Below are 25,301 nucleotides of genomic sequence, written 5' to 3'. Positions count from 1 at the left end.
GATGGCGTCAGTGGGTTCAGGCCGGAGGCCGCTTCTCGCAGAAGGCGCGGGCACCTTCGGCTGCCGAGGTCGTACCGAACACAGGCGCGGTGAGCGGGTCCTGGGCGGTGAACGCCGCGTGGTCGTCGAGGCCTCGGGTGACCTCGACGAGGCGTCGGGTGATCCGTACCGCATCGGGGGAGTTGGCGCGGATCCGTGCGGCGAGGGCGAGCGCGGCGTCCAGGGCCTTGCCCTCGTCCGTGAGTTGGTTGACCGGTCCGTGCCGTGCGGCGTCCGGGGCCGTGAGCGGGGAGGCGGTCAGGAGCATCTCCATGGCCAGGTGGTACGGAAGGCGGCCGGGCAGGCGAATGGCTCCGCCTTCCGGGGCGACGAGGCCGCGGGCGACTTCGGGGAGCGCGAAGAACGCCGTGTCGGCGGCGGTGATCAGGTCGCAGGCGAGGGCGAGTTCGAAGCCGCCCGCCACCGCCGCTCCTTCGGCCGCGGGGATGACCGGCTTCGACCGGTGAGCGCGGGTCGGTCCCGCCAGCCCCCGGTCCGCCACCCGTGGTACTCCTTCGTCGGGGAAGGCCTTGAGGTCCATGCCGGAGCAGAAGTGGCCGCCGACGCCGGTCAGGACGCCGACCAGGAGTTCCGGGTCGTTCTCCAGGAGGGTGAGTGCTTCATCGACGGCGTCTGCCAGGTCCTGGTTGGTGACGACGGGCAGGGCCGTGAAGGCGTCGGCGTAGCGGTCGGCGAGGGTGCGGCGACGCTCGATCCAGTCGGGCAGCAGGTCGAGCTGATGGCGGATGACGGCGGCGTCGATCTCGCCCAGCCGTCCTCGACTGCCGCGCAGGTGGTGGGTGTTGCGCTCCCCGTCCCGGCCCAGGGCCGTGAGCTTGCGCAACAGCGGCGGCAGAGCCGGGTCACGGGCCGGCAGGAGGCCGCCGTCGGCGAGGCCACCGAGGTTCTTGCCCCCCACATCGAGAAGCAGCCGATGTCACCGCCTGGCAGCCGCGTGCCGAGGTCGGGGCCCTTGCCGTGCGGTCCGACGCCTGCCCGGACGGCCGAGGGCCCTCACATGGCGTTGGCGGAGGTCAGCGTGCCGGCGGCCTTGTCGAGGATCGCGGCGCCGCCCCAGCCGCGCAGGTCGTTCCCGGTGATCCACGCGCCGACGCAGCCGGGGAGCGCGACGACGGCCGCTTCGGCGGGAACCGGGCCGTCTCCCTTGCGTACGACGTTGCCCTGGCAGGACGCGTTCGCCGCGTTGCCGCCGAAGCGGATGCCGTACGTGGCCGTCGCCCCGGCCCGGTTCGCGCCGGTGACGTGGTTGTCGCGCAGGGCGATGTCGTCGGTGCCGGCCGCGATGCCGTGCCCGGCGGGGTTCAGGACGGTGTTGTGGACGATCAGGGCGCCCTGCGCGTCCGTGTCGACGCCTATGCCGTCGCCCTGGGCGTCGGTGACGGTGTTGCCGCTGATGACGGCGTGGGGGGCGTACCGGACGTGGATGCCCTGGGAGTTGCCTCCCGGGCGGGCGGTTCCGGCGACGGTGTTGCCGGAGATCGTGACGCCGTCGCTCTGGGCCACGTAGATCCCGGCCTCGCCCTTGACCGTACGGATCGTGTTGTCGGTGATGGTGATGCCGTTGTGCCGGTCGCCCCCGCTGGACACCACGATGGCACCGCCGGTGGACGTGTCGCTGCCCGTGTTCCGGATGATGTTGCCGGTGATGGTGATGTCGTTGAGCGCGTTGCCGGCCGGGGAGCCGACCTGGACGGCGGTGACCCCGACGGATTCGATGGTGTTGCCGGCGATGACGGCCTGTTGCCAGTCGGTGGTGCGGATGCCGTAGGCGGCGCTGCGCTCGATGTGGTTGCCGATGACCCGGATGTCGCGGTGGACCACGCCCTTCGCGCCACCGTGATCGCCGACCAGCGCACCGAACGGGCGGCTTCCGTCGGCGGCCGCGCGCAGGGTGCAGCCGCTGATCAGGATGTCCTGGCAGGGCGTGTTGTCGTACGCCGGAGCCGGGAGGCTGACTGCCGAGAGGGCGCCGGTGATCTGTACGGCCTCCCGGTTGGTGGCGGTGTCGGTGCCCTGGCCGGTGACGTGCAGCCCGTCGAAGAGGCAGTTGACGATGCGGGCGCGGCGTACCGCGTTGAGTTCCACGGCGTGGGCGGACGGCGTGTCGAGCACGGTGCAGTCCTGGACGAGGATGCCGTCGGCGTGGGCGAAGCCGATGGCGTCGCTCTGCTGCTGGTACGTGCTGCCGCGCATGTCCCAGGTACCGCCGAGCAGGGCGATGTCGCCGGCGCCGTCGTAGGCGGAGACCGGGGTGACCGAGTCGAAGTTCTTGACCAGGGCCCCGCAGTCCTTGGTGCGCAGGACGTGTGCTCCGTACGCGGACACGGTCATCCGGGGGCCGAGGACGAGCCCCTTGGTGAGCGGGTACCGACCGGGCGGGATCAGCAGGGTCGCGCCCTCGGACACGGCGCGTGCGGCCGTCAGGGCGGCCTGGAACGCGGCGGTGTCGTCGGTGGTGCCGTCGCCCTTCGCCCCGTAGGCCAGGACGTCGTGGACGCTGCGCCGGTCGCCGGCCGCCGCGGCGGGGCCGGCGGCCACCACCTGGCCGGCTCCCAGCGCGCCCACGAATCCGCCCGCCGCCAGGATCACGCCACGTCGATGCACTTGTACTCCCCCGTCGATTCACCTTGTTGAACGGGCCGCCCGGGCCCGGAGGGGAGGCTATCGGCCGGGAGGGGAGTCGTCCGTCCGGGGGCCGGTCCCGTGCGTCGATCGTGAGCGGCGCCGTGGAGGCGGGCCGGGCGGGGACACTGTGCCGGACCAGGAGAGGCGAGGTGGCTGAAGTGGCGGAGGCTGCGCAGGACGGGCCCGACGGCGGGGGTGCCACGGAGGGCGCCGGCTATCGGCAGGAGCTGAAACGGTCGCTCGGCTCCTTCCAGGTGTTCGCGATCTCGTTCGCGTTCATCTCGGTGGCGGTCGGGATCTTCGCCACCTTCGACCAGGTGTTGCTGACGGCGGGCCCGGTCGGGATCTGGCTCTGGCTGATCGCCGCGGTCGGGCAGACCCTCGTGGCTCTGGTGGTCGCGCAGTTCGCCGCCCGCATCCCGTTGAGCGGCTCTTCCTACCAATGGGCGTCCCGGCTCGGCAACCCCAGGGTCGGCTGGTGGTTCGGCTGGCTGACGTTCTGTTACCTGGCGATCGCCGTGGTCGCCATCGACAACGCCCTGGCGAGCCAGGCCTTCATGCCGCTGGCCGGCATGGCCCCGGACGAGGACACCGCCCGCGTGATCACTCTGGTGGTGCTGGTCGTCCAGGCCCTGCTCGCCATCGCCTCGACCCGCCTGGTCAGCTGGATCAACTCGGCGGCGGTCGGACTGGAACTCGCCCTGGTCGTGGTGGTGGCGATCTCGCTCGTCATCGCCGTCCTGGTCACGGGCAACGGATCGGCGGCCAATCTGACCTCCCGTGGCGTCACCGAGGGCACCCCCGGGTACTTCGCCGTCGGCGGCGGCCTGATGCTCGCGATGATCATGGGGTTGGCCACCCTCGTCGGTTTCGACTCCGCCGCCAACCTCGCGGAGGAGGCCAAGGACCCCCGCCGCAGCGTCCCGCGCGCGATCGTCGCATCGGTCGTGGCGGCCGGCGTGCTCGGCATGCTGTTCCTGATCACCCTCACCGTCGCGATCGAGGACATTCCCCGGATCAGCAACGAGGCTTCGCCCGTGGCCGCGATCATGCACGACCGTCTCGGCGCCGTCGCCGAACGTGTGCTGCTGACCGCCATCACCTTCGCCTTCTTCGGCGCTGGCATCGTCGTGATGGTTTCCTGCTCCCGCCTCGTCTACGCCATGTCCCGCGACTCCCGCTTCCCCGCCCACCAGGTGATGCGACGGGTCAGCCCGCGCACGCACACACCCATCCCGGCGACCGTCCTGATCCTCGCGCTCGGGGCCGTCCTGATGGTGGCGCTCCCCGGCTCGGCCCTGCTGGAGCTGATCACCGCCTCGACCATCCTCCCCGCCCTCATCTACGGGTCCACGATCGTCCTCTACCTCGTCGTACGCCGCCGACTCGACCGCCGCAAGGGCGCGTTCGACCTGGGGCGCGGCGAACTGCCCGTGGCGGTCTGCGCCCTGGCCTGGACCCTCTTCGCCCTCTTCGTGCTCGTGGCACCGGACGAGGCGCTGACCTCCGTCGTCATCGTCGCGGGCCTGCTCGTCCTCGGAGCCCTGTTCTTCCTCGGCATGCTGGTCTTCGACCGTCAGGCCTTGGCCTCCGAGCCCACGTCCGGGTCCGCGTCGGGGTCCGCGTCAGGACCGCCCTCAGGGCCCGGGGGCGGGAGCACCCCCGGGCCCTGACGGCGAAGCGGGTCCGGCACGTTCCCCTGTCGGGTGGGCCGGCGGGCCGATGGACCGGTGGTCTAGTTGTACGGCTCCAGGGTCATGAAGGCCTCCTGCGGATTGCCGTCGTGCACCAACGACTCGTGGGCGCCCACGTCGTCGAAGGCGAAGCCGTACGCCTTGCCGTCGGCCATCTGGCCGTGGATGACGCGGGAGTAGTGATTGGTGACGGCGTCACGGTAGAAGTTGCCGCCGTTCGCGTCGGGTTGGTTCGGGTTCGTCAGGAGCGTCGACCGGTTGAAGCCGGCGCAGAGGGTGCGGGAGATCGGGCCGCGGACGAGGTCGTTGGGTGCGTCCAGGAGCTTGTAGCAGCCGAAGATGCTGTCGGAGTCCGGCTTCTGGAAGCCGGCGACCACCGCTCCCGAGCCGTTGGTGAAGTTCATGACGTTGCCCGATACCCGTCCGTAGTACTTGGTGTTCGGTTCGTTCGCGAACGGTGTCACGGTGAGCGTGGATGAGCTGTACTTGTTCCAGACCCGGTTGACGTAGTCGTTCATCGCGCCGGCCGGGATCCCGCCGGCCTCGATGCCGTGCCCGGGCGAGAGCGCTCGCAGGGGTGTGCCGTCGGGGCGGCTCTGGATCAGTCCGCCCCAGCCGGCCGAACGCAGTTGGTCGAACACGGCGTTGTAGCCACCCGGCTTGAGTCGACCGACCGTGCTGACCGTGCCGTTGGCCGCTTTGACGCCCACCGCGTACGGAGCCGAGAACATGTCGACCTGGGTGCTGTTGATCCACAGACCGGCGTCGTTGAGCGTGTACTCGGACCAGTTGAACAGGGTGTTGCGGTTGGGGTCGGAGGGGTTCTGCACGGCGGGTTGCACCAGGCCGCCGGTGGTGAGCTTGAAGACGATCTTCTGTCCGATGGAGAAGTAGACGCGTCCGGAGAACTTCGGCATCCGGATCGTCCGCGTCTGCCCGTTGGCCGGGCCCGCGATCGACGCGTCGGGCGCGGGGGTGGGGGGATTGCCGCCCGCCGGCCAGGGATGGAACGTGCCGTTGGCGTCGGCCCAGCCCTGCTGTCCGGTGCTGAGCAGGGTGCCCAGGTTGTAGACGTAGACCGGCTCGCCGCGTCCTGAGTTGTTCTTGATCGTGAGTGGGATGGTGGCGGGTACGGCCTCCGCGGAGGTCGACGGACCGAAGACCATCAGGCCGGCGGCGACAACCAGCGCCGAGACGCCGGAGCCCAGCACTTTCGATAAGCGGAACATGCTCTTCCTCCTGGTGGGGGGAGCCTGCCGGTGGGGTGCCCCGCCCCTCGCGCCCTGGGGGGCGACATGAGGCGGGGCGGGCAGGGCGGGGAGAGATGCCTTGAAATCTGAGAGCGCTCTCAGAATCGGGTTGCGTTCACCTTCTGTCAATGAATCCGGCACGGCTTCGAGAACCCGACCACCTTCGCGGCGGCCGAGACGGCGGCGTACGCAGGTCCCGCGCCCCGCGTCTCGGAGTCCCCGCTTCGGCGACACGTCGACGGCACACCCACGGCGAGTCGACCGCGAGTCGACCGCGAGGCGAAGTGACGTCGACGGGAATCGGGATCGCGGCGTCAACTCCTGGTGACCGACGGGGTCGGCGGCTACGTTGTCGCCTGTTCCCCAGCCACTCGTGACGGAGGATCACCCCATGCAGACCCGCTCAGCCCACATCCCGCGCAGGCGAGTGGGGTGGGGCATGTCCCTCGTCCTGGTCGCGGTCACCGCGCTCCTCGGGGCAACGCCCGGGACCGCCTCGGCGACGACTCCCGCGGCGCCGGCCGTTCCCGTCCTGTCCTGGGGCCCCTGCGCCGACCCGGGCGACGGCTTCGAATGCGCGACCGCCCTGGTACCGCTCGACTACCGCAGACCCACCGGGCCCGCGCTCCCGCTCGCGGTCACCCGACACCTCGCGGCCGACCCGGCCCGTCGCACCGGCGTCCTGGTCCTGCACCCCGGCGGCCCCGGCAACTCCGGTGTGAACTTCGCCCGTGACAGTTACGAGGCGCTCCCCGCCGCCCTCCGCGACACCTTCGACGTCGTCGGGTACGACATGCGCGGGGTGGCGCGCAGCGGACAGGTGGAGTGCTGGAACGACACGGAGTACTCCGCCGCCGTCGACGCCGCCCGCGGTGTGCCCGGCCCGGGGGCGCTGCGAGGCGCCGTTCGGCAGGGGCTCGATTTCGCCACCGCCTGCCGGCAACGGTCGGGAGACCTCGTGCCGTTCATCGGCACCGCCTCGAACGCCAAGGACATGGATCTGCTCCGCCAGGCCCTCGGCGAGGAGACCCTCTCCTTCTACGGTCGTTCCTTCGGGAGTTACGTCGGCACGGTCTATGCCGCGCAGTTCCCCCGACGGGTCCGCGCCATGGTCCTGGACGGGGCATACGATCCGCGGCACTACGCCGACGTGCCGTACGCCTACGACGCCAAGCAGTTCGTCGCCCTGGACACGGCGGTCGGCCGGTTCCTGGACTGGTGCGCCGAGAACGCCACCACCTGCGGATTCGGCGAAGGGCGCCCGAGGCAGGCGTTCGAACAGCTCAAGCGGGACCTGGACGCCGACCCCGTCATCACGGCGAGCGGGCGCCCGGCCACCGGATACACCCTCGCCTACCGTCTGATGTTCAACATCAACTCGGGCAAGGAGGTCTGGCCCTATCTGGGAGAGGCCCTGAGGGCGGCCCAGGCACACCGGAGTTCGTTCCTGTTGTCCCCGCCCTCCCCCGCGTCCTTCGACTTCCTCAACGTCAACATGGCCGTCGAGTGCGCGGACCGCGCCTATCCGACGAGCCCCCTGCTGCTGGGCGCGCTGGTCAGCGCCCATGTCGCCTCCGCGCCGCTGTTGGGGCCCGCCATCGGCCTCGGGCCGCCCACCTACGACCACAACCACGCACCCACCTGCGCCCAGTGGCCGGCGGAGCGCCCGAGCCGGTTCGAGGGCTCCTACCGGGCGGCCGGTTCCGCCCCGATCCTGATCCTCGGCACGACCGGGGACCCGGACACCCCGTACCAGGACGCGCGGGCCCTGGCCGGGACGCTGGACAACGGGCGGCTGCTGACCTTCGACGCCGAAGGACACACCGCGTACAACCGCAGTGCCTGTGTGAGCGCCCTGGTCAACGACTACCTCGCCACCCTGGCGCTTCCCGCGCGGGGCACCGTCTGCGCGGACGAGACGCCCCCGCAATCGCCGACCCTCCGCACCGACAGGATCGAGGTGGACGAGACGCGCGAGGTGATCCCCGCCCTGCGCTGAGCCGTCGCGCCGGGCGCGTACGCCGAGCCCTCGGGCTCGGGCTGGGCGTACGCGCCCGGCGATGCACCCGGGCAGGAGTCGGCGCGAGTTGGCCGACTCGGCTGTGAGTGACGGGGCTTCAGCCCTCAGCGCCGGTGGGGCACGTACGGGCCGTGGCCGAGTACGTAGGACACCGACACGATCGCGGCGATCCAGACGGCCACTCCTGCCCAGACCAGGCGCCCTTCTCCGTTCATGCCGGCCGCCACCACCAGGGCCAGCGCGGCACACAGCAGAGTGGCCATCACCAGCACCAGGCCGACCGGCAGCCGACGCTCTGCCCGCCGATCCGGCCGGGCACGACTCCCGCCGTGCGACTCGTCCCGCAGCCCCGCGACCAACTGGTCCCAGGCCGCCGACTCCCGCATCGTCAACCGTTCCCTCTCCACACCGACCCCCGGACAACACCCAGCACCACGCTGCTCCCTGCGCGCATACCCCGCCGGCCCCACCTCATGCGGACGTTCCGCGCGGCCGGACAGGATGCTCCGCTTGCGTGTGGCCGGCAGAGACACCGCAGGTCGGCTCGACCGCGTGCGGCGGGCAGGGACACGCGGGTCGGCGGAGGGCGCCGGCAGGGGCGGCCGTCCGCCCGACCGGATCGCTCGGGGTGCTCTTGCGTTCGACCTGACGCAGGCTGGGTGGATGGCCGACCAGACGGAGATCGTCATTCATCCCGTGTCGCCGAAGGGCGGGCGGAAAGTCACGGTGCACGCGCTGGGCGTGGACGCGGACCTGGGCCGCGCGCACTCCACGAGCGATGTCTCCGAGTTCCTCCGGCGTGCCGGGCTGGAGGGCGTGGACCTGTCCGAGGACGGTCCGATCCGTTGGGAAGGCGGCGGCCCCGAAGTCTGGACCTCCGACACCTGACGGGGGGGTACGCGGCGAACGCCCGGCCGGGGCCGACGGGCCAACGGGCCGGACAGGGTCACGAGGTCGGTGGCGGCCTGGTCGATCAGGGTGATCGCTGGGCGTAGGCGTGGTCGCTCTCCCTGCCCCGGAGCCGCTGCGTGGTGCAGCCCGGGGCAGGGGGCGGTGAGTCCCGACCGCCCGTTTCGGGGTGGCCGGGACCCCCGTCAGGACACACCAGCCGCCTGTCTCCGGACCCGCCACCACACCGGTGGACCGGTTCCGGCCACCCGCATGGGTGGGTGGGGAGGGCCCGGTGTGGGCGCGTGACGCCCTACAGCCACTTGTTGCGCCGCAGGGCCCGGTACACGACGGAGCAGGCGACGATGATGACCGCCCAGACCGCGGGGTAGCCGTAGGGCGACGTGAGTTCGGGCATGTGCTCGAAGTTCATGCCGTACACCCCGACGATCATGGTGGGGACGGCGATGAGGGCGGCCCAGGCGCTGATGCGGCGCATGTCCGCGTTCTGCTGAACGCCGAGCTGGGCGATGCCGGCGCTGAGCATGCCGGTGATGAGCTCGTCGAAGGACAGGATCTGTTCGCTCACCCGTTGGTGGTGGTCGGCGACGTCCCGGAAGTAGGTGGCCACCTCCCGCGGGATCTGGGGGGTCTCTTCACTGAGGCGTCGCAGGGCGGGGGCCAGGGGCATGACGGCGCGCTTGAATTCGAGGAGTTCCCGCTTGAGCTGGTAGATGCGCCCGGCGTCGACCGGCCGGTCCGGGGAGAAGACCTCGCTCTCCAGTGTGTCGACGTCATCGGCGAAGGAGTCGGCCACTTCGACGTAGCGGTCGACGACCATGTCCGCGACCGCGTGCAGGACGGCGGCGGGGCCGCAGCCCAATTGCCGCGGGTCGTCCTGCAACTGTTGGCGTACGCCTTCCAGCGGCGGGGCACTGCCGTGCCGGACGGTGATCGCGTACCCGGGGCCGGCGAACACCATGATCTCGCCGGTGTCGACGATCTCGCTGGTCGCGGTGATCTTGTCGTGGTCGACGTAGACGATCGTCTTGAGCACCAGGAACAGCATGTCCTCGTAGCGTTCCAGCTTGGGTCGCTGGTGGGCGTGGACGGCGTCCTCGACCGCGAGGGGGTGCAGGCCGAAGGCCTCGGCGACCTCCTGTAGCTGCTCCTCCGTGGGCTCGTACAGGCCGATCCACGCGAACCGTCCCGCCTCCGGGTCTATGCGGTCCAGGACCTTGCCCAGGTTCACCTGTCCGGGGATGCGCTGTCCGTCCTCGTAGAGGGCGCAGTCCACCACCGCCGACGGCAGACCCTCACCACCGTCCTTGCCGTCCCGCTGCGCCGTCATGTCCGCCTCTTCGTCCCTCGTCCGTCAGGTAGGCGGGCCACCTACCCCCGACCAGCGTTTTCTCACCCGGTGGCGCTTGTGACATCGGTCGACCGACGGCTCGGCGGGCTCCTACTGCGGCTGCGTGGCGATCTGGATCAGGTTTCCGCAGGTGTCGTCGAAGACGGCGGTGGTGACGGGGCCCATCTCCACGGGCTCCTGGGTGAAGCGGACGCCGAGGCCGCGCAGGCGCTCGTACTCCGCCTGCACGTCGTCGACGGCGAACTGGGCGAGCGGGATGCCATCGCCCACGAGCGTGTCGCGGTACGGCTTGACGGCGGGGTGGCCGGCGGGCTCGAGGAGGAGTTCGGTGCCGCCGAGCTCGTCGGGCGAGACGACGGTCAGCCACCGGGCCGTCTCCCCCACCGGGACGTCGTGCTTCTTCACGAAGCCGAGGATCTCGGTGTAGAAGGCCAGGGCCTTGGCCTGGTCGTCGACGAAGACGCTGGTCAGACGGATCTTCATGGAGTGTTCTCCTCCGGTTCGGATGCCTCGGGCACCGGCCATCGCTCGGCGACCTGTCGCAGTGGGGCCGCGTTCAGATCGTGGAACTTGTAGCGGCCCTCCCGCCGCGTCTCGACGAGCCCGGCGGCCTCCAGCACGGCGAGGTGCTGGGAGACCGCCTGCCGCGACATGCCGAGCCGGTGTTTCATGCTCAGCCGGGAGCAGATCTCGAACAGCGTCTGTCCTGATTTGTCCGTGAGCTCGTCGAGGATGATGCGACGGGTGGAGTCGGCCAAGGCTTTGAAAAGGTCGTCGGCCACGACCCCAGAATAGGCAACCATTCACTTGCATATCAAGTGGGGGCCCGCCACCGCGCCCCGCATCGGGCGCCGACCGCGGGACCCGGACACGCGAAGGGGGGGCGAGCACATGGCTCGCCCCCCCCTGTCCCGCTTCCACCGAGATCACGCCGCGCCCGGCCCACACCTCCACGGCTCACATGGGCACGGGTCGCGCGAGACGTCCTCCCCGGTCACAACCGTCTCCCGGACGGGAGACGCGGACTCAGCGGCGCGTCAGGTCGGGTTCGACGACACGTTCCCGACGCTGCGCCGGCAGCGCCGACGGTGGCAGCGAAGCCTGCACCGGGGTGCTCCGTCGGATGTCCTCTATACCGGACCGCATCGCGGAACGGAGCCTGCGGGAAAGAGGTCGTTCCACGAACCGGTGGATCAGCCACGCGACGACCAGCATCGCGGCGGTGACCGTACCGACCAGCGCGTAGGCCGGCATCTTGCCGCGGAAGTGGTGGATCAGGGTGATGCCCGCCGTCATGTGGATGATGTAGAGCGGGTAGGTGATGGCGCCGACGGTGGACAGCCAGCTCCACTGGATGCGGTCGAGCAGACCGAGCGCGATGGCGGCCATGGCCAGGAAGCCGACGGCGATGACGATCCGCGCCGGCCAGGCCGGCAGCTGCTCTGTCAGACGTGCGCCGAGGTTGGTGACCATGCGGCCACGAACATAGTGCTGGGCGAGGAGGAACTGACAGCCGACGATTCCCCAGAGCAGGCCGGAGGGGCGGAAGCGCCGCATCAGATAGAAGGCCACGCCCGCGATGAAGTACGGGGAGTACTGAGGGATCGCGAAGAAGTGCAGCAGCCTGAAGTCGGTGGAGGGTGCCACGACACCGGCGACCGTCCACAGCCCGATGAACACGACGCAGTTGCGGTACGTGACCCCGATGCGGATCACGAGGGCGAAGAGCGCGTAGAACTTGAGCTCTTCGAAGAGGGTCCAGTACGCGTGGTCGAGGTGCGGAACACCGATCCCGCCCTGGAACATCGTGAAATTGACCAGAACATCGGCCCACTCGTCGATGCGCCACAGCTCGGGCAGCATCCACAGCACGAACGTCGTGAAGGCGATGCCGGCCCAGTACGCGGGGAAGAGCCGCGAGATGCGCGATGTGGCGAAATCGCCGACCGTACGGCCCCAGGCGCTCATGCAGATGACAAAGCCGCTGACGATGAAGAAGATCTCGACGCCGAGCCAGCCGTAGAGCGCGAAGGGTCGCAGCGCGGGGAAGAGGTGCTGCGTACCGCTGAGCCCCCAGGCGGTACCCAGCGCCACGTAGTGGTACAGCACGACGACGAGCGCCGCGGTTATTCGCACCGCGTCGAGCGCGTAGAGCCTTACCGGCGCCTGGCCGCCTGTTCGTATACCGGCCATGTGACGGCCGCCTCCCCTGCAATTCTGTGGAACTGGTCAACGGGGACCGTACAGGTTTCTCACAGGAACAGCAGTCGGCGCCCCCGTCGGCAGGTGAGGACGACAGCTGTCACCCGCACCCCCCGGCCCACCGCCCGCCTCGCGGCGCGGGCCGCCCGCCCGCCCGGCCCGGCGCGGCTATCCTCGCGGCATGGCATGCCGAATCAGCGAACTCGTCATCGACGCCGAAGACCCCCAGCGACTGGCCGCGTTCTGGTGCGATGTCCTCGACTACGTCGAACTGGGTCGAGAGGCCGACGGCAGCGTCGAGATCGGCCCGCCGGGCGTCGGGTTCGGCGGTGCCCAGCCAACCCTCGTCTTCAACGCCGGCCGCGACCCCCGGAAGGGGAAGCTCCCGCTGCACATCGACGTCAACGCCATCGACCGCGACCAGGACGCCGAGCTGGACAGGTTGCTGGCGCTGGGGGCGGTGCCCGTCGACATCGGCCAGACCGGCGAGGAGAGCTGGCACGTCCTGGCCGACCCCGAGGGCAACGAGTTCTGTCTCCTGCGCACTCGACTGAAGCCCCTCTGACCCTCCCGCCTCTCCCACCCCTCCCACCCCGGCGAGCGAGCTGGGGCCGACCGGGACGCTTTCGTGGCGATCAGGCGCGAAGAACTCCCCCGTTCACCCCGGCGGGGACGAGGGCCGCGTGCGGAGCGTCCGCCGCGCCGGCCCGGTCCGGTTCGAATCCCTTGACGATGAGGCGGACAGCCAGGGCCACCTCCCAGGCGAACACCGGGACGGCCAGGGCCGAGCCCGTGACCGAGACCTGCTCGTAGGCCCCGAACATCACGGCCACCGCCGAGGCACAGATCAGCGGGCCGCCCACCAGCCCCAGCACGGCGATGAACCGCGGCACGAGCCGGGAGCGGTACATCACGTACGCCAGCAGCGCCGTGTTCAGGCCCAGGGCGACGTTCGGCCCGAGCAGGAACGTCCAGTCGTGCAGGGCCACGAGTGCCCGGTCGGCAGCGGCGGCGCCCTCGACGCCCACCGCTTCCCGTCGCAGCGTCACGAGCGTCAGGACGCTCAACACGCCGACCGTGATGATCGCGGCCTCCAGGAGCCGCAGGCAGGCGTAACCGAGCGCCATCCCCTCGTACCGCCTCCTGACGACGGGATACAGCGCCGCTCCGGTCCCCGTGACGGCGGCCACGAGGACCAGTTCGCACAGCGCCCCGAGGAACGCCGAGTCGGCCGCGCCGGGACCGAGGGCACCCGGCGATCCGTCCAGGACGGGCCGGTAGAGGGCCAGCCCGCCGATCGCGGCGATCTCGGTCACCAGGAACAGCACGCCCGCGACCACCGCGGTCCTTCTGTCTGAGCTCATGTTTCGGTCCTTTCGACCGGGGAGGTGTACGCCGTACACCTGGCGATCACGGTAGGTGTACGGCGTACACTCGTCAAGTGGGGTACGGATCCACCCGATGACCCACCCCGATCGCCTGATCGCCCGATCGCGAGGAGAGAAGAGATGGCACATCAGCCGGAGGCCGGGCGCCGGGCGCCGCTCAACCGGGAGCGCGTCCTGCGGGCGGCCATCGCCCTCGCGGACGGTGGCGGCATCGAGTCGCTCAGCATGCGCAAGCTCGCGCAGGAGCTGGGCGTCGTACCGATGGCCCTGTACAAGCACGTGCCCAACAAGGAGCAGCTCCTTGACGGCATGGTCGACACGGTCGTCGCCCGCATCGACCTCCCGGCGAGCGGTTCCGGCTGGAAGGACGTGGTCCGTGGGCGTGTGCTCTCGGCCCGTCGCGAACTCCTGCGGCACCGCTGGGCCGCGCAGGTGATCGAGTCGCGCACCGGGCCGACCCCGGCCGTGCTGGAGTACCTGGACTCGATGATCGGGACGTTCCGCGACGGGGGCTTCTCCGTCGACCTCACCCATCACGCGATGCACGCCATGGGCAGCCGGCTGCTGGGCTTCAGCCAGGAACTGTTCGACGACTCCGGGAACGCCGACCCGAACTCCGACCCGAACTCCGACCCGGACGGCGGGGCCGAGGCACGCGCGGCAGGGGTGGCGATGGCAGCGCGGTACCCGCGGATCGCCGAGCTGGCGGCGGGGGCCGCCCATGACCCGACGTCGGTCGTCGGCGGCCGGCGCTGCGACGATCAGTTCGAGTTCGAGTTCGCGCTGGACCTCCTCCTGGACGGGCTGGAGAAGCTCCACGAGCGGGGGTGGACGTCCACCGGATCATCCGGAGCCGAGGCCGGTACCGAGACGGGGGCTGGGGCTGGGGCTGGGGCTGGGGCCGGGGCCGGGGCCGGACCCGGGGCGTGACGGCGAAGGCGGTCGGCGGGCGCGCCCCGCGGGCGGACCACGGCCGGCACCGTCCCCCTCGGTGCCGGCCGCCGGGTTCTCGGGTCAGCGGCGGGCGTGCGGGAAGCTCACGCCCTGGAGCGTGAACTGGTTCTTCGCGTCAGTCAGGTTCTTGTTGAGGTACGGCGAGTAGGTCTGGACGCTGACCGTCTTCGCCGTCGGGTTGAATTCGAGGATCCTGAAGTAGCTGTTCGGGCCGAGCGTGCCGGGGTTCTGGTAGTCGGCCTGGATCTGGTGGACGGTGTTCCCGTTCACCCCCTTCTCCACGATCACCCCCTGGTTGACGTAGTGGCCGGAGAACACCATCGTCACGTTGGGGTGCCGGCTGACCAGCTTGGTCCAGAGCTTCTGGCCGACGCTGTCCTTCGTCGTGCCGTTCTGGTAGGCGTGGGTCACGATCATGACCTGGCGGTCGGGGTGCTCGGAGATCACCTTGTTCCCCCAGGCGATCTCGGCGTCGGTGGGCGCGTACTTCAGTGCGAGGATGAGCCAGTTCGTGCCTCCGGCCGAGAACACGTGGAAGCTGTTGTCGTTCTGCGTGGCCGGGTAAGTGCCGCCGAACGTCGGCAGGTTCGCGAAGGCGCTCCGCGGGAAGTTCCGGTTGAACGCCACCGCGTCCCGCACCACGATCGGGTTCTGACCCTTGGGCATCGCGTCCATGTCGTGATTGCCCACGGCGAGGATGTACGGGGTCGCGCCGTTCAACTGCCCCAACGCGCCAGTCGCGTTGGCCCACTGGGTCGACTGGTCGGAGTCGTCGACGATGTCACCCTCGTGGATCGCGTACTTGATGTTCCGTGCGACCGTGTTGTCCTTGATCCATTTCCCTTGGGCGTTGAAGGCCGCGGGGAAACTCTCCGCCGAGTACTGGGTGTCGGGGAACACCACGATGCTGAACTTCTCCGGCGCCTTCGCCTGCGGCGCGGACCGGTCGGCGGCTGTTGCGGGAAGCGCTAAGAGGCTGACCGACAAGGCAGCCGCGACAACGCCGAGTACCCGTGCCCTGAAACGCGTCATCACCATCTCCGTAGACGTCGAACGGGCGGTCGCCTCACGATGGCAAGGGCGTCCGGCCGTCAGATGTCGACAGGGAAGTCGTGGATGAACGGCTCGCGGCGAACAGGGAGAAGCGTAGGCGAAGGGCGTTCGTCAGTCAGAACGCCCGCTGTTGGGGCGGGACATGGCCTTCAGCAGGTGGGCGGCGTTCTCGTCGCGCCGTACGAGGAGGCCGAGTTGTTGTCACCGGCAGACCGTCCGATGCGGGGCCGCATGCCGGGGCACGGCCGGGGCGGTTCCAATTCCGGCGTCACTGCGGCCGGTTCCGGCGTCACCGCAGCCGGTTGTGGGCGGGCACTTCGGCGGTCGCCTTCAGCTCGCGCAGCCATGCTTCGAGTCCCTCGCGCAGGATCCTGGTGGCGGTGGGGACGTCGGCTTCGACCTGGGCGCCGGTGTGGGTCTCCTCGGTACTCACGCGCACGCCGCCCTTGACCTGGGTGAAGTTCCACACGTGGACGCCGTCGATACGAAGGCCTTCGCCGATCGCGGGGCCGGTCCAGCGGATGCAGGCGCCGTGCTCGATCTGCCGGACGGTGGAGGTGATCTCCAGACTCGTGGCGGGAGTCGACGGGTTGGGCGGTACCGGAACCGTCCACCGGAAGGCCGACCCCCTGCGGAACGGGCCGTGATCCAGGCGTTGCGCGGTCTCGACGGGGGTCTGCCAGTGCGGCCAGCGCTCCACGTCGGTCTGCACCTTCCAGACGGTGTGCAGCGGGGCGTTGATCACGATCTCGCTCCGGTGGCGGACGAGGGCGCTCGGGTCGACACCCTTTCCGCGGCAGGTGAGGGGCTTGCCGGGGCGGGGCTCGTGAGAATCGACCGCTGCGGCAGGTCCGGCGGCCGTGCCGAGCAGGCCGAGGACGAGCGGGACGGTGGAGAGGGCGGTGCGGATGCCGGTGACGCGCATGCCGGACATGGTGATCTCCTCTGTCGGTCGGGGGCCGTGCTGCCTGTCGAACGGGGCGGCGCGCGGTCCCCCCTCCATGAGGGATAGAGGCTCACGCGTTAGTGAGAAGTTATAACGGCATACGAAGCGGCCGGTCAATGGCATCGTGATACCTTCTCGCCAACCCTTGAGGGTGTAGCTGCGCGCACGGGACGGTGACAGGACATGGCGACGACGGACGCGAACACCCCGCGGGAGCGCTACCGGGCCCAGGTAAGGGCGGAGATCACGGAACGCGCCTGGGCACAGATCGCCACGGCGGGGGCGTCCGCGCTCTCCCTCAACGCGATCGCCAAGCAGATGGGCATGAGCGGACCGGCCCTCTACCGCTACTTCGCCAGTCGCGACGACCTGATCACCGAACTCGTCCGGGGGGCATACCGAAGCCTCGCCGATGTGCTCGGCGAGGCTTCCTCCACCGGTGCCGATCTTGCCGGGCTGGCTCACACGCTGCGCGGCTGGGCTCTGGCGGACCCTCAGCGGTACTTCCTCGTCTACGGCACCCCGATCCCCGGCTACCGGGCACCCGCGGACACCCTGACCATCTCCTCCGAGATCATGACGACCCTGCTCGACGCGTGTACGGCACTCACCCCGGGCAACACCACGACGCCCTTCGCCACTTACCTGGGGGACCACCGGAACTGGGCCGCCGGAAACCCCGCCCCACCCGAGGCCCTCCACCGGTTCCTGACGTTCTGGACCCGCCTGCACGGCGTCCTGTCATTGGAGCTCGCCGGGCATTTCGCGGGCATGGACCTCGACCCGGCCCTGCTCTTCACGGCGGAACTGGAAGACCTGCTGAAACCTCGATCCTGAGTCACCCCGCCCCGCCCTACTGGTCCGCAGCTCCCTCACTCATTCTGGTTCTGCTGGTGCCGGTTGTTCCGGTTCTGGTGGTTCTGGTTTTGGTTCTGGTCGTTCTGGTTCTGGTCGTTCTGCGTCGTGTCGTCCTGCTTCTCGGTCGACTCCTTGAAGCCACTGCACTCCGTGCGGTCATTGCCTTGCGACACCGTGTACTTGGCGTTCTCCACGTTCATCATCTGGAAGCCGCCGTCACCGCCGATGGTGAACGAGCCTCCCGCGGCGGTCGGCGAGGACAGGAACGCGGACCCCGGTGTGAAGCCACCCCCCGACAGGTGCACCTTCCCGTTGGGGAAGACACCCGAGATGGAGCAGGTGGCGGTGGGGGCGGCGGAAGCCTGACCCCAGGCGAAGGCGGCCGGGGCGGCGAGCAGCGAGCCGGCCATGGCGGGGACGAGCAGGGCGCGGCGTATGCGTCGGTTCGACATGGATCCTCCCGAAGGAGATGTGAGGGCAGCGTGACGACGGGGCCCGACCGCCTGCGTCCGGCGCAGTGCGGCGGCCCTCCTGCGGGGCCCGCGCTCCTCGACCTGCCGTCGGCCACCGGTGAGCGGCAACGAGGCCACGAGGCAGCGGGGCGGAATCGGTCCGTCCGTCCCATCCTCCCCTGCCGGGCCGATGGTGTCGATCCCGCACGGGCCGCTACCCGCACCGCACGCCGCGCCTCCCCCGAGAGCGCGTACCCGACCCCCGTACCCGACCCTGCGCACACATACGTGCGCCGACAGCGGTCGCCCTCGTCCTCCTGTGGCACGAAGCGGCGGTACCAAGCCGCAGCCGATGCGAACGGCCCTCCGGCTCTCCTGCGGGGGCCTGGCCGAAGGCCGTGCCGGCGCCCCACTCGTTCACTTTTCATCGCCGTCATTCCGATATCCGGGCGCCGTCTGTTTCAATCAGCCGTCAAGTGGCGGGAAACGGCCGCTCTTTGCCGCGTCCGGAACCGGCGAGGAGAGCCGGCGCGCCACCCTCTTCGTGCCTCGCTTGACCGGCGGGGCCCGAAGAGGATCCCCGGGCAGTTCCGTCCGGGGCCTGACCGCGGTGAGGGGAGCCGACGTGGTGTCCGTGGGAGAGAGACTGATCAGGACGCGGGAGCGCGCGTTCATAGGCCGGGAGGAGCAACTCGGCACCTTCGAGGCGGCTTTGGCAGGCGATCCGCAGGCGCCGTTCACGTTCTACGTGTACGGGCCGGGCGGCATCGGCAAGTCGACGCTGCTGCGGCGCATGGCGGACCGGGCCCGCGCGGCGGGCCGGCCGCTCGTCGAGCTCGACGGTCGGTTCGTCGAGCGGGACCCGGCCGACTTCGAGCGCGCCGCCGACGCCTTCGTGAGCGTCCCGGGCACCGTCCTGCTCGTGGACTCCTTCGAGCACTGCCAGTGGTTGGAGAGCCGGCTGTGGCACCACTTCCTGCCCCGTGCCGCCGATGACGCACTGGTCGTCCTCGCCGGCCGGCACGCCCCACAGCCGCAGTGGACCGCCGACCCCGCCTGGTCACCGCTCCTGCACGTGACCGAACTGGAGCCGTTCTCCGAGGACCAGGCCCTCAGCCTGCTGGTGGCTGCCCGGATCAGGCCCGAACTGCGTGACCCCGTACTGCGCTTCGCCGGTGGCAATCCGCTGGCCCTGTCCCTCGCGGCCGCGTCGGGATCGACCGGCTGCGCCCAGGAGGACATCTGGGCGCCCTCGGCGGACGTCCTGCGCACCCTGTTGGCGGGCTTGATCGGCGAGGTGCCCACGGCGGCCCACCGTCGCGCCCTGGAGGTGGCGGCGCAAGCCCGCTCGACGTCCGAGGAACTGCTCACCACGGTCCTGCCGGAGGAGGACGCCCATCGGCTCTTCTCCTGGCTGAGGGACCTCCCCTTCATGGAATCCACGCACCGGGGGCTCCACCCGCACGACGCCGCACGCGAGACGCTGGCCGCCGACCTGCGCTGGCGCGCGCCGAACGCCTTCGAGGCCATGCGCCGCCGCCTCGCCGACGAGTACCTGCGCCTCCTGCGCGAGGCACCCGATGAGCAGGTGTGGACCGTCACCGACGAGCTCTTCCACCTCTTCCGGGAAGGGAAGACCCTGGCCCGGCTGCGTACCTGGTCCCGCGAGGACGAGGTACACGACCGCCCTCTGCACCCGGACGACCTCGATGCCGTGTTGCGCATGGCCGAGGAGACCGAAGGCCCCGCCTCCGCGGAGCTGGTCCGCTACTGGGCTCGGCGCCAGCCGCAGGCCTTCAGTGTCTACCGCCTCGTCAACACGGGCCGGATCGTGGCGTTCACGGCCCGGCTGGCCCTGTCGGCCCCTGCCGACCCCGAGGACCTGGCCACCGATCCCGTCGTCGCCGCCGCGTGGCAGCACACCGAGGCCACCGCGCCGGTGAGCCCCGGCGAGCACATCGGCGTCAGCCGCTTCTCGGTCTACCCCGAGCGGTACCAGGTCCCCTCGCGCGTCATCGACCTGAGCAGTTCCCGTGCCCAGGCGGAGTCGGCCCGTGCCCGTGGTCGGGCCTACGGCTTCGCCGTGTACCGGGATGCAGAGACCTGGGCCGAACGCGTCAAGGGCACCCTCGCCGACACCGGCGCCCGCCCGCGGGTCGGCGCGTACACGTACGGCCTGTTCAGCGTCGACTGGCGCCGGATACCCGTGGAGGCGTGGCTCCAGAGCTTCATATCGACCACCGAGGAGCCGGTCTCGCCCGGGCCGTCGCCCATCTCGCGTTCCTTGTTCGACCAGGCCGTTCGGGAGGCGTTGGCGCACTGGCGTGATGCCGGGGCCTTCGCCGCCTGCGCCCTGCTGCGCAGCCGTCTCGCGGCCGACTTCGATGATCCCGTCGCCGAGTTGCGCACCCTCCTGCGCCGGAGCGTCGACGATCTCGCGCAGGACCCGCGCGGGGTACGCGCCCGCGAGGCCCTGGCGGCGGGCTACTTCTCCGGCGCACCCACGCAGGAAGCCGCCGCGCGCCGCCTCGGTCTTCCGTACGGCACCTACCGGCGCCACCTGCGCCAAGGCCTGGACCTGCTGTGCGAGAACTTGTGGCAACAGGAGCTCGACGGCCCGCGAGCACGGTAGGAGGGCGGGCACGCGCCTTCCGCGGCAGGGAGGGCAGGCGCAGGTCTTCCACGGCAGGGAGGGCCGATCGCGCGTCCGGGGCCGCCCCCGGGTGGACAGGTGCGGACAGGAGTGGACAGTCGTCGCCGGCGGCGGGTCTGGATAGTGGACAGCGCCCCGCAGGAGGCTGTGGCCATGAACCTCCCCCACCCCACACGGGCGGTAGGGACCCCGCCCGCGGCCATGTCTCCGCGGGCGGGGCGCCGCCCCCGGCCGGCGGCCGGGCGGCGGACCCGCCCGGTCGCCGTCCGGCGCTGATCGGCCGCCTCGCCCGCCTGAACACGCCGCTCCGGCCCTTCCCTGACGTATCGCCACACACTCCTAAGGAAACTCCTGCCATGACCGCCAACAAGCCTTACCTGACAGGCCACTTCACCCCCGTCGTCAACGAGGTCACGGCCACCGACCTCACGGTCGAAGGAACCCTGCCCACCGAGCTGACCGGCCGGCTGTTCCGCAACGGCCACAACCCCAAGCCCGGTGTCACGCCCACCCACTGGTTCAAGGGCAGCGGCATGGTCCACGGCATCCGGCTGCGCGAGGGCCGCGCCGAGTGGTACCGCAACCGCTGGGTGCACACCCCGGCCCTGGACGGCGCCCCGTACATGACGGAGCGGGGCCCCGACCTGACGGCCAGTGCCGCCGGTACCCACATCATCGAGCACGGCGGACGGCTGCTCGCGCTGTGCGAGGCGAACCTGCCCTTCGAACTCACGCGGGACCTGGAGACGGTCGGCGCGTACGACTTCGACGGCAAGCTGCGGACGGCGATGACCGCGCACCCCAAGGAGGACCCGGTCACGGGCGAGCTGCACTTCTTCGGGTCCTCTCCGTTCCCGCCCTTCCTCGTGCACTACGTCGCCGACGCCAAGGGCGAGATCACCCACACCGCCGAGGTCCCGGGGGCGACCGCCTCGCTCAAGCACGACTTCGCCATCACCCGCCACCACGTGGTCTTCGTCGAGGGCAACGTCACCTTCGATCCCACCGACCACTCCGGCATCCCGTACGGCTGGAGCGACCAGCAGCCCGCCCGCATCGGTGTCATGCCCCGCGGGGACGACGGCGCCGGGAAGGTCCGCTGGTTCTCCATAGAGCCGGGCAACATGCTGCACGTCGCCAACGCCTACGAGGACGGCCAGGGCCGCATCGTCCTGGAAGGCCCGACCGTGGACCGCGAGGGCTTCCGGCTGTCGTGGAACTGGTGGATCGGCGCGCCCGGGCGCGGCAGTGAGCCCGTCGCCCGTTCCTACACCCGCCGTTGGGTGGTCGACTTGGTGGCGGGCACCGTCGACGAGCAGATCATCGACGACCTGCCCGTGGAGTTCCCGACGCTCAACGAGGAGTACCTGGGCGCCGAGAACCGCTACCACTACGCCATCTCCTTCCCCGACGAGAAGGGCTTCGGTGGCTACGGAGTGGTCAAGTACGACCGCACCACCGGCGCCCGCCGCATCCACCAGGTCGGCGACGCCCGCATGCCCGGCGAAGCCGTGTTCGTCCCCGCCGACGGAGCGACGCGCGAGGACGACGGATACCTGCTCACCGTCGTCTCCGACCTCAAGCAGGACGCCTCGCAACTGGTGGTCCTCGACGCGTCGGGCCTCGACCGGATCGCCACCGTCCACCTGCCCCACCGGGTGAGTGCCGGACTCCACGGCTCCTGGGTGCCCGACAGCGCGGCCGACGGATTCACGGGCTGACCGGCCGGGAACCCGCGACGGGACGGCCGACTGCCGGTGACCGGCTGTCGGCCACCGGCGGTCGGCTGATGGCGGTCGCTGCGTACGCGCCCGGTACACGTCTCGGGTCGCGGGGCCGATCATCCCGGCGTCTATGCTGCCGGGATGATCAAGCCGATTGAACTCGTCATATTCGACTGCGACGGCGTGTTGGTCGACAGCGAACGCATCGCGGCCCGCGTCCAGGTCGCCCTGGGCGCCGAGTTGGGTTGGCCCCTCACCGGCGAAGAGGTCGTCGACCGGTTCATCGGCCGCTCGCACGCCTCCATGCGCGAGCAGGTCGCCGCCCGGCTCGGCGAGGAGACGGCGTCGATCTGGTCGGAGCGGTTCGAGCAGCTGCATCGCGAGGCCGTGGACGCCGATCTCGCCCCCGTGGAGGGACTGCCCGAGGCCCTCGACGCCCTCACCCTGCCGACGTGTGTGGCCTCCAGCGGATCGCATGACAAGATGCGCCACACCCTGGGCCGTACCGGCCTGTACGAGCGCTTCGCCGGCCGCATCTACAGCGCCACCGAGGTCGCCCGCGGCAAGCCCGCCCCCGACCTGTTCCTGCACGCGGCCCGGCAGAGGGGAGTCGATCCCGCGGCCTGCGTGGTGGTCGAGGACAGCAGGCCCGGCGTCCAGGCAGCCCGTGCGGCCGGCATGCGTGCCTTCGGCTACGCGGGCGGTCTGACGCCGGCCTCACGCCTCGAAGGCCCCGGCACCATCGTCTTCGACGATATGCGCGCACTCCCCGCCCTCATCGCCGGTCAGTAGCCGTTACGGCGTGACCGGGCTGACGGTGAAGCGGTTCGAGCAGACCTGGAACGGGGTCTTGAGCAGGACCGCGTCCTTGGAGGCGGGCGGGTAGACCTTCAGGAATGCCCCCTTGGGCAGACACGGGCCGCCGATCGGCCCGTTCGTCGTGTGGAGGACGGCCGTGGCGCTGCGCCCGGGGGCGAGGGAGACGGCGGCGGGCACCTGCCCGTCCCGGTCCGCCGGCTTCCCGATCTGCTTCTGTTCCTTGTCGAGGACGCTGACACCCGGGTAGCCGAGCAGGGTGCACGGACGGTCGCCGGTGTGGGTGAAGCGCAGCGGTACGTACAGCTGGCCGGCGCCGACGTCCGCCGGCCCGGCGGACACGTTCAGGTCTCCCGGCGCGCAGGTGTGCTCCCGTACGGGCCTCTCGGCGCCGGCCGCCGGACCGACGGACACCAGCGTGGCTCCGACGGCCACGGCCAGCAAGGCGGGAATCGCTGTTCGTACGGAGGTCTTCATGACTCACCTCGATCGTTCGGCCGGCGCGGACGCCGGCACGGATGATTGATGCCCGTTCCACCTACCCGTGATGCCGTCTCCGATGCATGGGGGGCGTCACGGGGTGCGTCGCGGTGAACCGCTGTCCGAGGTCTTGGACAGGTCCTGGCACAGCGCCCACACGCTCAGGCCGAACATCAGGACGCCCAGGGGGACATGGAGCGTCGGCTCGTGCGCGATGCCGAGGACGACCTGTACGGAGGCGAGTGCGAGGAAGCCGGACGCGTACAGGATGGGGCGGGCTGACCCGCCGCCCGGCCGCCACGCCAGGATCGCGGCGAGCACGTACAGCATCGATGCCCCGTACATCACGCGCGCTCCGACGCCGTGCAGCACCTCGCCGTGGGACGAGGACAGCAGCAGTCCGGCGGTGGCCGCCTGGAAGAAGATGGCCAGGGTCTGGAGGGCGATCGCGACCTGCGGAAACGTGAGTCGGCCTCGGCCCGTTGCCGCCGTCGTGCGGATGCTGGTCCCGGTCGTGCGGGTCGTCCTGGTCGCCATGATGTGGACCCCTCTTCTGCCTCGCGGCGGTGGATCAGTAGTGTCGTCATCGCTCTTCACTCACCCGACGACGCAGGCCCTCGAAATGTGAGGCGAGGCGCCGAACTCGCGCTCCGGTGCGGTGTTTCACCGACGTGGAGAGCGCGGAGACGAGCGCGGCGAACGAGACGAGGCAGGGAGTGGTCGGGGGCATGAGCACCGCATCCGAGCGGGGGCATGGGGGGTCCGAGCCGGGTCACGGCCGGTCGGAGCCACACCTGGGCGTGATCGTCGGCGAGCGGCGGCGGCTGCTCAATCTCGCCTACAGGCTGCTCGGTTCGGCGGCCGAGGCCGAGGACGCGGTCCAGGAGGCCTACACCCGCTGGTTCGCACTGCCACGGCAGCAGCAGGAGGCCGTCGAGTCGCCCGGGGCCTGGCTGACGACGGTGGCCGGCCGGATCTGCCTGGACGTGCTCGGTTCGGCGCGAGCCCGGCGCGAGCGCTACGTCGGCCCGTGGATTCCCGAGCCGCTGCCCGACCGTACGGAGTGGATCGGCGGGCGCGCGGGCGACGGAACCGGGCCGGCCGACCCCGCCGACCAGATCGTCCTGGACGAGTCGGTGGACATGGCCTTCCTGGTCGTACTGGAGTCGATGACGCCGGCGGAACGCGTGGCGTTCATCCTGCACGACGTCTTCCGCTACCCCTTCGCCGAGGTCTCCGCGATCGTCGGCCGGACGCCGGCGGCCTGCCGACAGTTGGCGTCCTCGGGCCGTCGGCGCGTCGGTGCCGCGCGAACCCCGGCGGCTCCGGCGGCCGCGCAGGCGGGTCTGGTCCGGCAGTTCAAGGAGGCGTGGGAGGCCAAGGACATCGAGGCCCTCGTCGGTCTCCTCGACCCCGCGGCGACGATGACCGCGGATGGCGGGGGCCTCGTGGGAACCGTCCTGCGCCCGGTCGAAGGCAGCAGGAGCATCGCCCAGTACCTGATCCACATCGCGGCCAAGGCCCCCGGGCTGACGCTCCTGGAACGAACGGTCAACGGCCGGCCCGGCCTGGTCGCGCAGCACACCGGCGTTCCGGTGACCGTGGCCGCCTTCGACGTCACCGGCGACCGCGTCAGCCGCATCTGGGCGGTCCGCAACCCCGAGAAGCTCCGTGCCTGGACCGGCGGCGAACCGGCCTGATCCGGCGCCACATCCGCGACGACGACCCCGGCGGTCGGCGTCGCCGACGAAGCCGAACCCTGGCAGCGCGCACGCGATCCGCCTCCCCCGCTCAGGGGAGGCGGACTCGGACGGCCGGGCGCCCGCCCACCGTGACCCGGGCTCACCCGCGGCCCGCACCCCGCAG

General features: G+C 70.7%; 24 protein-coding genes. 10 read left to right on the top strand and 14 right to left on the bottom strand.

The features are described 5' to 3' along the window. Positions 1–16: 16 nt before the first annotated feature. Positions 17–958, bottom strand: a complete 942-nt coding sequence (locus OG906_RS32585) for an enoyl-CoA hydratase-related protein (RefSeq protein WP_329447623.1) — start codon at positions 956–958, stop codon at positions 17–19. A gap of 95 nt (positions 959–1,053) precedes the next feature. Then, positions 1,054–2,664 (bottom strand): right-handed parallel beta-helix repeat-containing protein, encoded by a 1,611-nt coding sequence (locus OG906_RS32580; protein WP_329447622.1) that lies wholly within the window; start codon positions 2,662–2,664, stop codon positions 1,054–1,056. Between the two features lie 170 nt (positions 2,665–2,834). Here OG906_RS32580 and OG906_RS32575 point away from each other — a divergent pair, with 170 nt between their 5' ends. After that, complete coding sequence (locus tag OG906_RS32575; protein ID WP_329447621.1) at positions 2,835–4,358, top strand: APC family permease; 1,524 nt, start codon at positions 2,835–2,837, stop codon at positions 4,356–4,358. 62 nt (positions 4,359–4,420) lie between these two features. Here OG906_RS32575 and OG906_RS32570 read toward each other — a convergent pair whose 3' ends face one another. Continuing rightward, a complete protein-coding gene (locus OG906_RS32570; protein ID WP_329447620.1) occupies positions 4,421–5,608 on the bottom strand; it encodes a glycoside hydrolase family 64 protein in 1,188 nt (395 codons plus the stop codon). 412 nt (positions 5,609–6,020) lie between these two features. Between OG906_RS32570 and OG906_RS32565 the strand changes: the two genes are divergently transcribed. After that, a complete protein-coding gene (locus OG906_RS32565) occupies positions 6,021–7,628 on the top strand; it encodes an alpha/beta hydrolase (RefSeq protein WP_329447619.1) in 1,608 nt (535 codons plus the stop codon). A gap of 125 nt (positions 7,629–7,753) precedes the next feature. Here the strand turns inward: OG906_RS32565 and OG906_RS32560 are convergent, their stop codons facing one another. After that, positions 7,754–8,041: a hypothetical protein gene (locus OG906_RS32560; RefSeq protein ID WP_329447618.1), complete on the bottom strand. Its 288-nt coding sequence runs from the start codon at positions 8,039–8,041 to the stop codon at positions 7,754–7,756. 271 nt (positions 8,042–8,312) lie between these two features. Here OG906_RS32560 and OG906_RS32555 point away from each other — a divergent pair, with 271 nt between their 5' ends. Then, complete coding sequence (locus tag OG906_RS32555) at positions 8,313–8,537, top strand: hypothetical protein (protein ID WP_329447617.1); 225 nt, start codon at positions 8,313–8,315, stop codon at positions 8,535–8,537. Between the two features lie 313 nt (positions 8,538–8,850). Here OG906_RS32555 and OG906_RS32550 read toward each other — a convergent pair whose 3' ends face one another. The 4 genes from OG906_RS32550 to OG906_RS32535 all read right to left on the bottom strand — a co-directional run bounded on the left by OG906_RS32550 (position 8,851) and on the right by OG906_RS32535 (position 12,102). Then, a complete protein-coding gene (locus OG906_RS32550) occupies positions 8,851–9,888 on the bottom strand; it encodes a magnesium and cobalt transport protein CorA (RefSeq protein ID WP_329447616.1) in 1,038 nt (345 codons plus the stop codon). 111 nt (positions 9,889–9,999) lie between these two features. Next, on the bottom strand, positions 10,000–10,392 hold the full coding sequence (locus OG906_RS32545; protein ID WP_329447615.1) for a VOC family protein: 393 nt from the start codon (positions 10,390–10,392) through the stop codon (positions 10,000–10,002). Beyond that, the gene (locus OG906_RS32540) at positions 10,389–10,691 is read right to left on the bottom strand and encodes an ArsR/SmtB family transcription factor (RefSeq protein WP_329447614.1); all 303 of its coding nucleotides are present in this window, start codon (positions 10,689–10,691) and stop codon (positions 10,389–10,391) included. The genes OG906_RS32545 and OG906_RS32540 overlap by 4 nt, the downstream gene beginning before the upstream one ends. Positions 10,692–10,935: 244 nt before the next feature. Next, positions 10,936–12,102, bottom strand: a complete 1,167-nt coding sequence (locus tag OG906_RS32535; protein ID WP_329447613.1) for an acyltransferase family protein — start codon at positions 12,100–12,102, stop codon at positions 10,936–10,938. Between the two features lie 190 nt (positions 12,103–12,292). On the opposite strand from OG906_RS32535, the gene OG906_RS32530 reads away from it, so the two are divergent. Then, positions 12,293–12,676, top strand: coding sequence for a VOC family protein (locus OG906_RS32530; RefSeq protein WP_329447612.1), 384 nt, complete (start codon positions 12,293–12,295; stop codon positions 12,674–12,676). 70 nt (positions 12,677–12,746) lie between these two features. On the opposite strand, the gene OG906_RS32525 is transcribed toward OG906_RS32530, so the two are convergent. After that, positions 12,747–13,475, bottom strand: coding sequence for a DUF4386 domain-containing protein (locus OG906_RS32525; protein ID WP_329447611.1), 729 nt, complete (start codon positions 13,473–13,475; stop codon positions 12,747–12,749). 144 nt (positions 13,476–13,619) lie between these two features. Here OG906_RS32525 and OG906_RS32520 point away from each other — a divergent pair, with 144 nt between their 5' ends. Then, positions 13,620–14,429 (top strand): TetR/AcrR family transcriptional regulator C-terminal domain-containing protein, encoded by an 810-nt coding sequence (locus tag OG906_RS32520; RefSeq protein WP_329447610.1) that lies wholly within the window; start codon positions 13,620–13,622, stop codon positions 14,427–14,429. An 84-nt stretch (positions 14,430–14,513) separates the two neighbouring features. On the opposite strand, the gene OG906_RS32515 is transcribed toward OG906_RS32520, so the two are convergent. Both OG906_RS32515 and OG906_RS32510 read right to left on the bottom strand, forming a co-directional pair. Further along, positions 14,514–15,485, bottom strand: coding sequence for a metallophosphoesterase (locus OG906_RS32515; protein WP_329447609.1), 972 nt, complete (start codon positions 15,483–15,485; stop codon positions 14,514–14,516). 310 nt (positions 15,486–15,795) lie between these two features. Next, a complete protein-coding gene (locus tag OG906_RS32510; RefSeq protein ID WP_329447608.1) occupies positions 15,796–16,440 on the bottom strand; it encodes an SRPBCC family protein in 645 nt (214 codons plus the stop codon). A 195-nt stretch (positions 16,441–16,635) separates the two neighbouring features. On the opposite strand from OG906_RS32510, the gene OG906_RS32505 reads away from it, so the two are divergent. After that, complete coding sequence (locus OG906_RS32505; RefSeq protein ID WP_329447607.1) at positions 16,636–17,289, top strand: TetR/AcrR family transcriptional regulator; 654 nt, start codon at positions 16,636–16,638, stop codon at positions 17,287–17,289. Positions 17,290–17,324: 35 nt separating this feature from the next. On the opposite strand, the gene OG906_RS32500 is transcribed toward OG906_RS32505, so the two are convergent. After that, positions 17,325–17,762, bottom strand: a complete 438-nt coding sequence (locus tag OG906_RS32500; RefSeq protein ID WP_329447606.1) for a hypothetical protein — start codon at positions 17,760–17,762, stop codon at positions 17,325–17,327. Between the two features lie 634 nt (positions 17,763–18,396). Here OG906_RS32500 and OG906_RS32495 point away from each other — a divergent pair. The 3 genes from OG906_RS32495 to OG906_RS32485 all read left to right on the top strand — a co-directional run bounded on the left by OG906_RS32495 (position 18,397) and on the right by OG906_RS32485 (position 22,931). Next, positions 18,397–20,394, top strand: a complete 1,998-nt coding sequence (locus tag OG906_RS32495; RefSeq protein ID WP_329447605.1) for an AAA family ATPase — start codon at positions 18,397–18,399, stop codon at positions 20,392–20,394. A 377-nt stretch (positions 20,395–20,771) separates the two neighbouring features. Continuing rightward, positions 20,772–22,136, top strand: coding sequence for a carotenoid oxygenase family protein (locus OG906_RS32490; RefSeq protein ID WP_329447604.1), 1,365 nt, complete (start codon positions 20,772–20,774; stop codon positions 22,134–22,136). 144 nt (positions 22,137–22,280) lie between these two features. Then, entirely contained in the window at positions 22,281–22,931 is a 651-nt protein-coding gene (locus OG906_RS32485; protein WP_329447603.1) for an HAD family hydrolase, read from the top strand. A 3-nt stretch (positions 22,932–22,934) separates the two neighbouring features. Here the strand turns inward: OG906_RS32485 and OG906_RS32480 are convergent, their stop codons facing one another. Both OG906_RS32480 and OG906_RS32475 read right to left on the bottom strand, forming a co-directional pair. After that, entirely contained in the window at positions 22,935–23,432 is a 498-nt protein-coding gene (locus tag OG906_RS32480) for a DUF4232 domain-containing protein (protein WP_329447602.1), read from the bottom strand. 96 nt (positions 23,433–23,528) lie between these two features. Next, entirely contained in the window at positions 23,529–23,972 is a 444-nt protein-coding gene (locus OG906_RS32475; RefSeq protein WP_329447601.1) for a hypothetical protein, read from the bottom strand. A 191-nt stretch (positions 23,973–24,163) separates the two neighbouring features. On the opposite strand from OG906_RS32475, the gene sigJ reads away from it, so the two are divergent. Further along, positions 24,164–25,135: an RNA polymerase sigma factor SigJ gene (gene sigJ / locus OG906_RS32470; RefSeq protein ID WP_329447600.1), complete on the top strand. Its 972-nt coding sequence runs from the start codon at positions 24,164–24,166 to the stop codon at positions 25,133–25,135. Positions 25,136–25,301: the final 166 nt, after the last annotated feature.

The organism is Streptomyces sp. NBC_01426 (genome assembly GCF_036231985.1).
Lineage (GTDB): Bacteria > Actinomycetota > Actinomycetes > Streptomycetales > Streptomycetaceae > Streptomyces.
Note: the sequence above shows the minus strand (reverse complement) of the source record. Positions and strands in the feature narration are given on the sequence as shown.

What these genes read in the sequence shown, in the direction of transcription:
- OG906_RS32570 (WP_329447620.1), bottom strand. Translation starts at nt 5,608, where the DNA reads ATGTTCCGCTTATCGAAAGTGCTGGGCTCCGGCGTCTCGGCGCTGGTT.
- OG906_RS32565 (WP_329447619.1), top strand. Translation starts at nt 6,021, where the DNA reads ATGCAGACCCGCTCAGCCCACATCCCGCGCAGGCGAGTGGGGTGGGGC.
- OG906_RS32555 (WP_329447617.1), top strand. Translation starts at nt 8,313, where the DNA reads ATGGCCGACCAGACGGAGATCGTCATTCATCCCGTGTCGCCGAAGGGC.
- OG906_RS32550 (WP_329447616.1), bottom strand. Translation starts at nt 9,888, where the DNA reads ATGACGGCGCAGCGGGACGGCAAGGACGGTGGTGAGGGTCTGCCGTCG.
- OG906_RS32545 (WP_329447615.1), bottom strand. Translation starts at nt 10,392, where the DNA reads ATGAAGATCCGTCTGACCAGCGTCTTCGTCGACGACCAGGCCAAGGCC.
- OG906_RS32535 (WP_329447613.1), bottom strand. Translation starts at nt 12,102, where the DNA reads ATGGCCGGTATACGAACAGGCGGCCAGGCGCCGGTAAGGCTCTACGCG.
- OG906_RS32530 (WP_329447612.1), top strand. Translation starts at nt 12,293, where the DNA reads ATGGCATGCCGAATCAGCGAACTCGTCATCGACGCCGAAGACCCCCAG.
- OG906_RS32525 (WP_329447611.1), bottom strand. Translation starts at nt 13,475, where the DNA reads ATGAGCTCAGACAGAAGGACCGCGGTGGTCGCGGGCGTGCTGTTCCTG.
- OG906_RS32520 (WP_329447610.1), top strand. Translation starts at nt 13,620, where the DNA reads ATGGCACATCAGCCGGAGGCCGGGCGCCGGGCGCCGCTCAACCGGGAG.
- OG906_RS32515 (WP_329447609.1), bottom strand. Translation starts at nt 15,485, where the DNA reads ATGACGCGTTTCAGGGCACGGGTACTCGGCGTTGTCGCGGCTGCCTTG.
- OG906_RS32510 (WP_329447608.1), bottom strand. Translation starts at nt 16,440, where the DNA reads ATGTCCGGCATGCGCGTCACCGGCATCCGCACCGCCCTCTCCACCGTC.
- OG906_RS32505 (WP_329447607.1), top strand. Translation starts at nt 16,636, where the DNA reads ATGGCGACGACGGACGCGAACACCCCGCGGGAGCGCTACCGGGCCCAG.
- OG906_RS32500 (WP_329447606.1), bottom strand. Translation starts at nt 17,762, where the DNA reads ATGTCGAACCGACGCATACGCCGCGCCCTGCTCGTCCCCGCCATGGCC.
- OG906_RS32490 (WP_329447604.1), top strand. Translation starts at nt 20,772, where the DNA reads ATGACCGCCAACAAGCCTTACCTGACAGGCCACTTCACCCCCGTCGTC.
- OG906_RS32485 (WP_329447603.1), top strand. Translation starts at nt 22,281, where the DNA reads ATGATCAAGCCGATTGAACTCGTCATATTCGACTGCGACGGCGTGTTG.
- OG906_RS32480 (WP_329447602.1), bottom strand. Translation starts at nt 23,432, where the DNA reads ATGAAGACCTCCGTACGAACAGCGATTCCCGCCTTGCTGGCCGTGGCC.
- OG906_RS32475 (WP_329447601.1), bottom strand. Translation starts at nt 23,972, where the DNA reads ATGGCGACCAGGACGACCCGCACGACCGGGACCAGCATCCGCACGACG.
- sigJ (WP_329447600.1), top strand. Translation starts at nt 24,164, where the DNA reads ATGAGCACCGCATCCGAGCGGGGGCATGGGGGGTCCGAGCCGGGTCAC.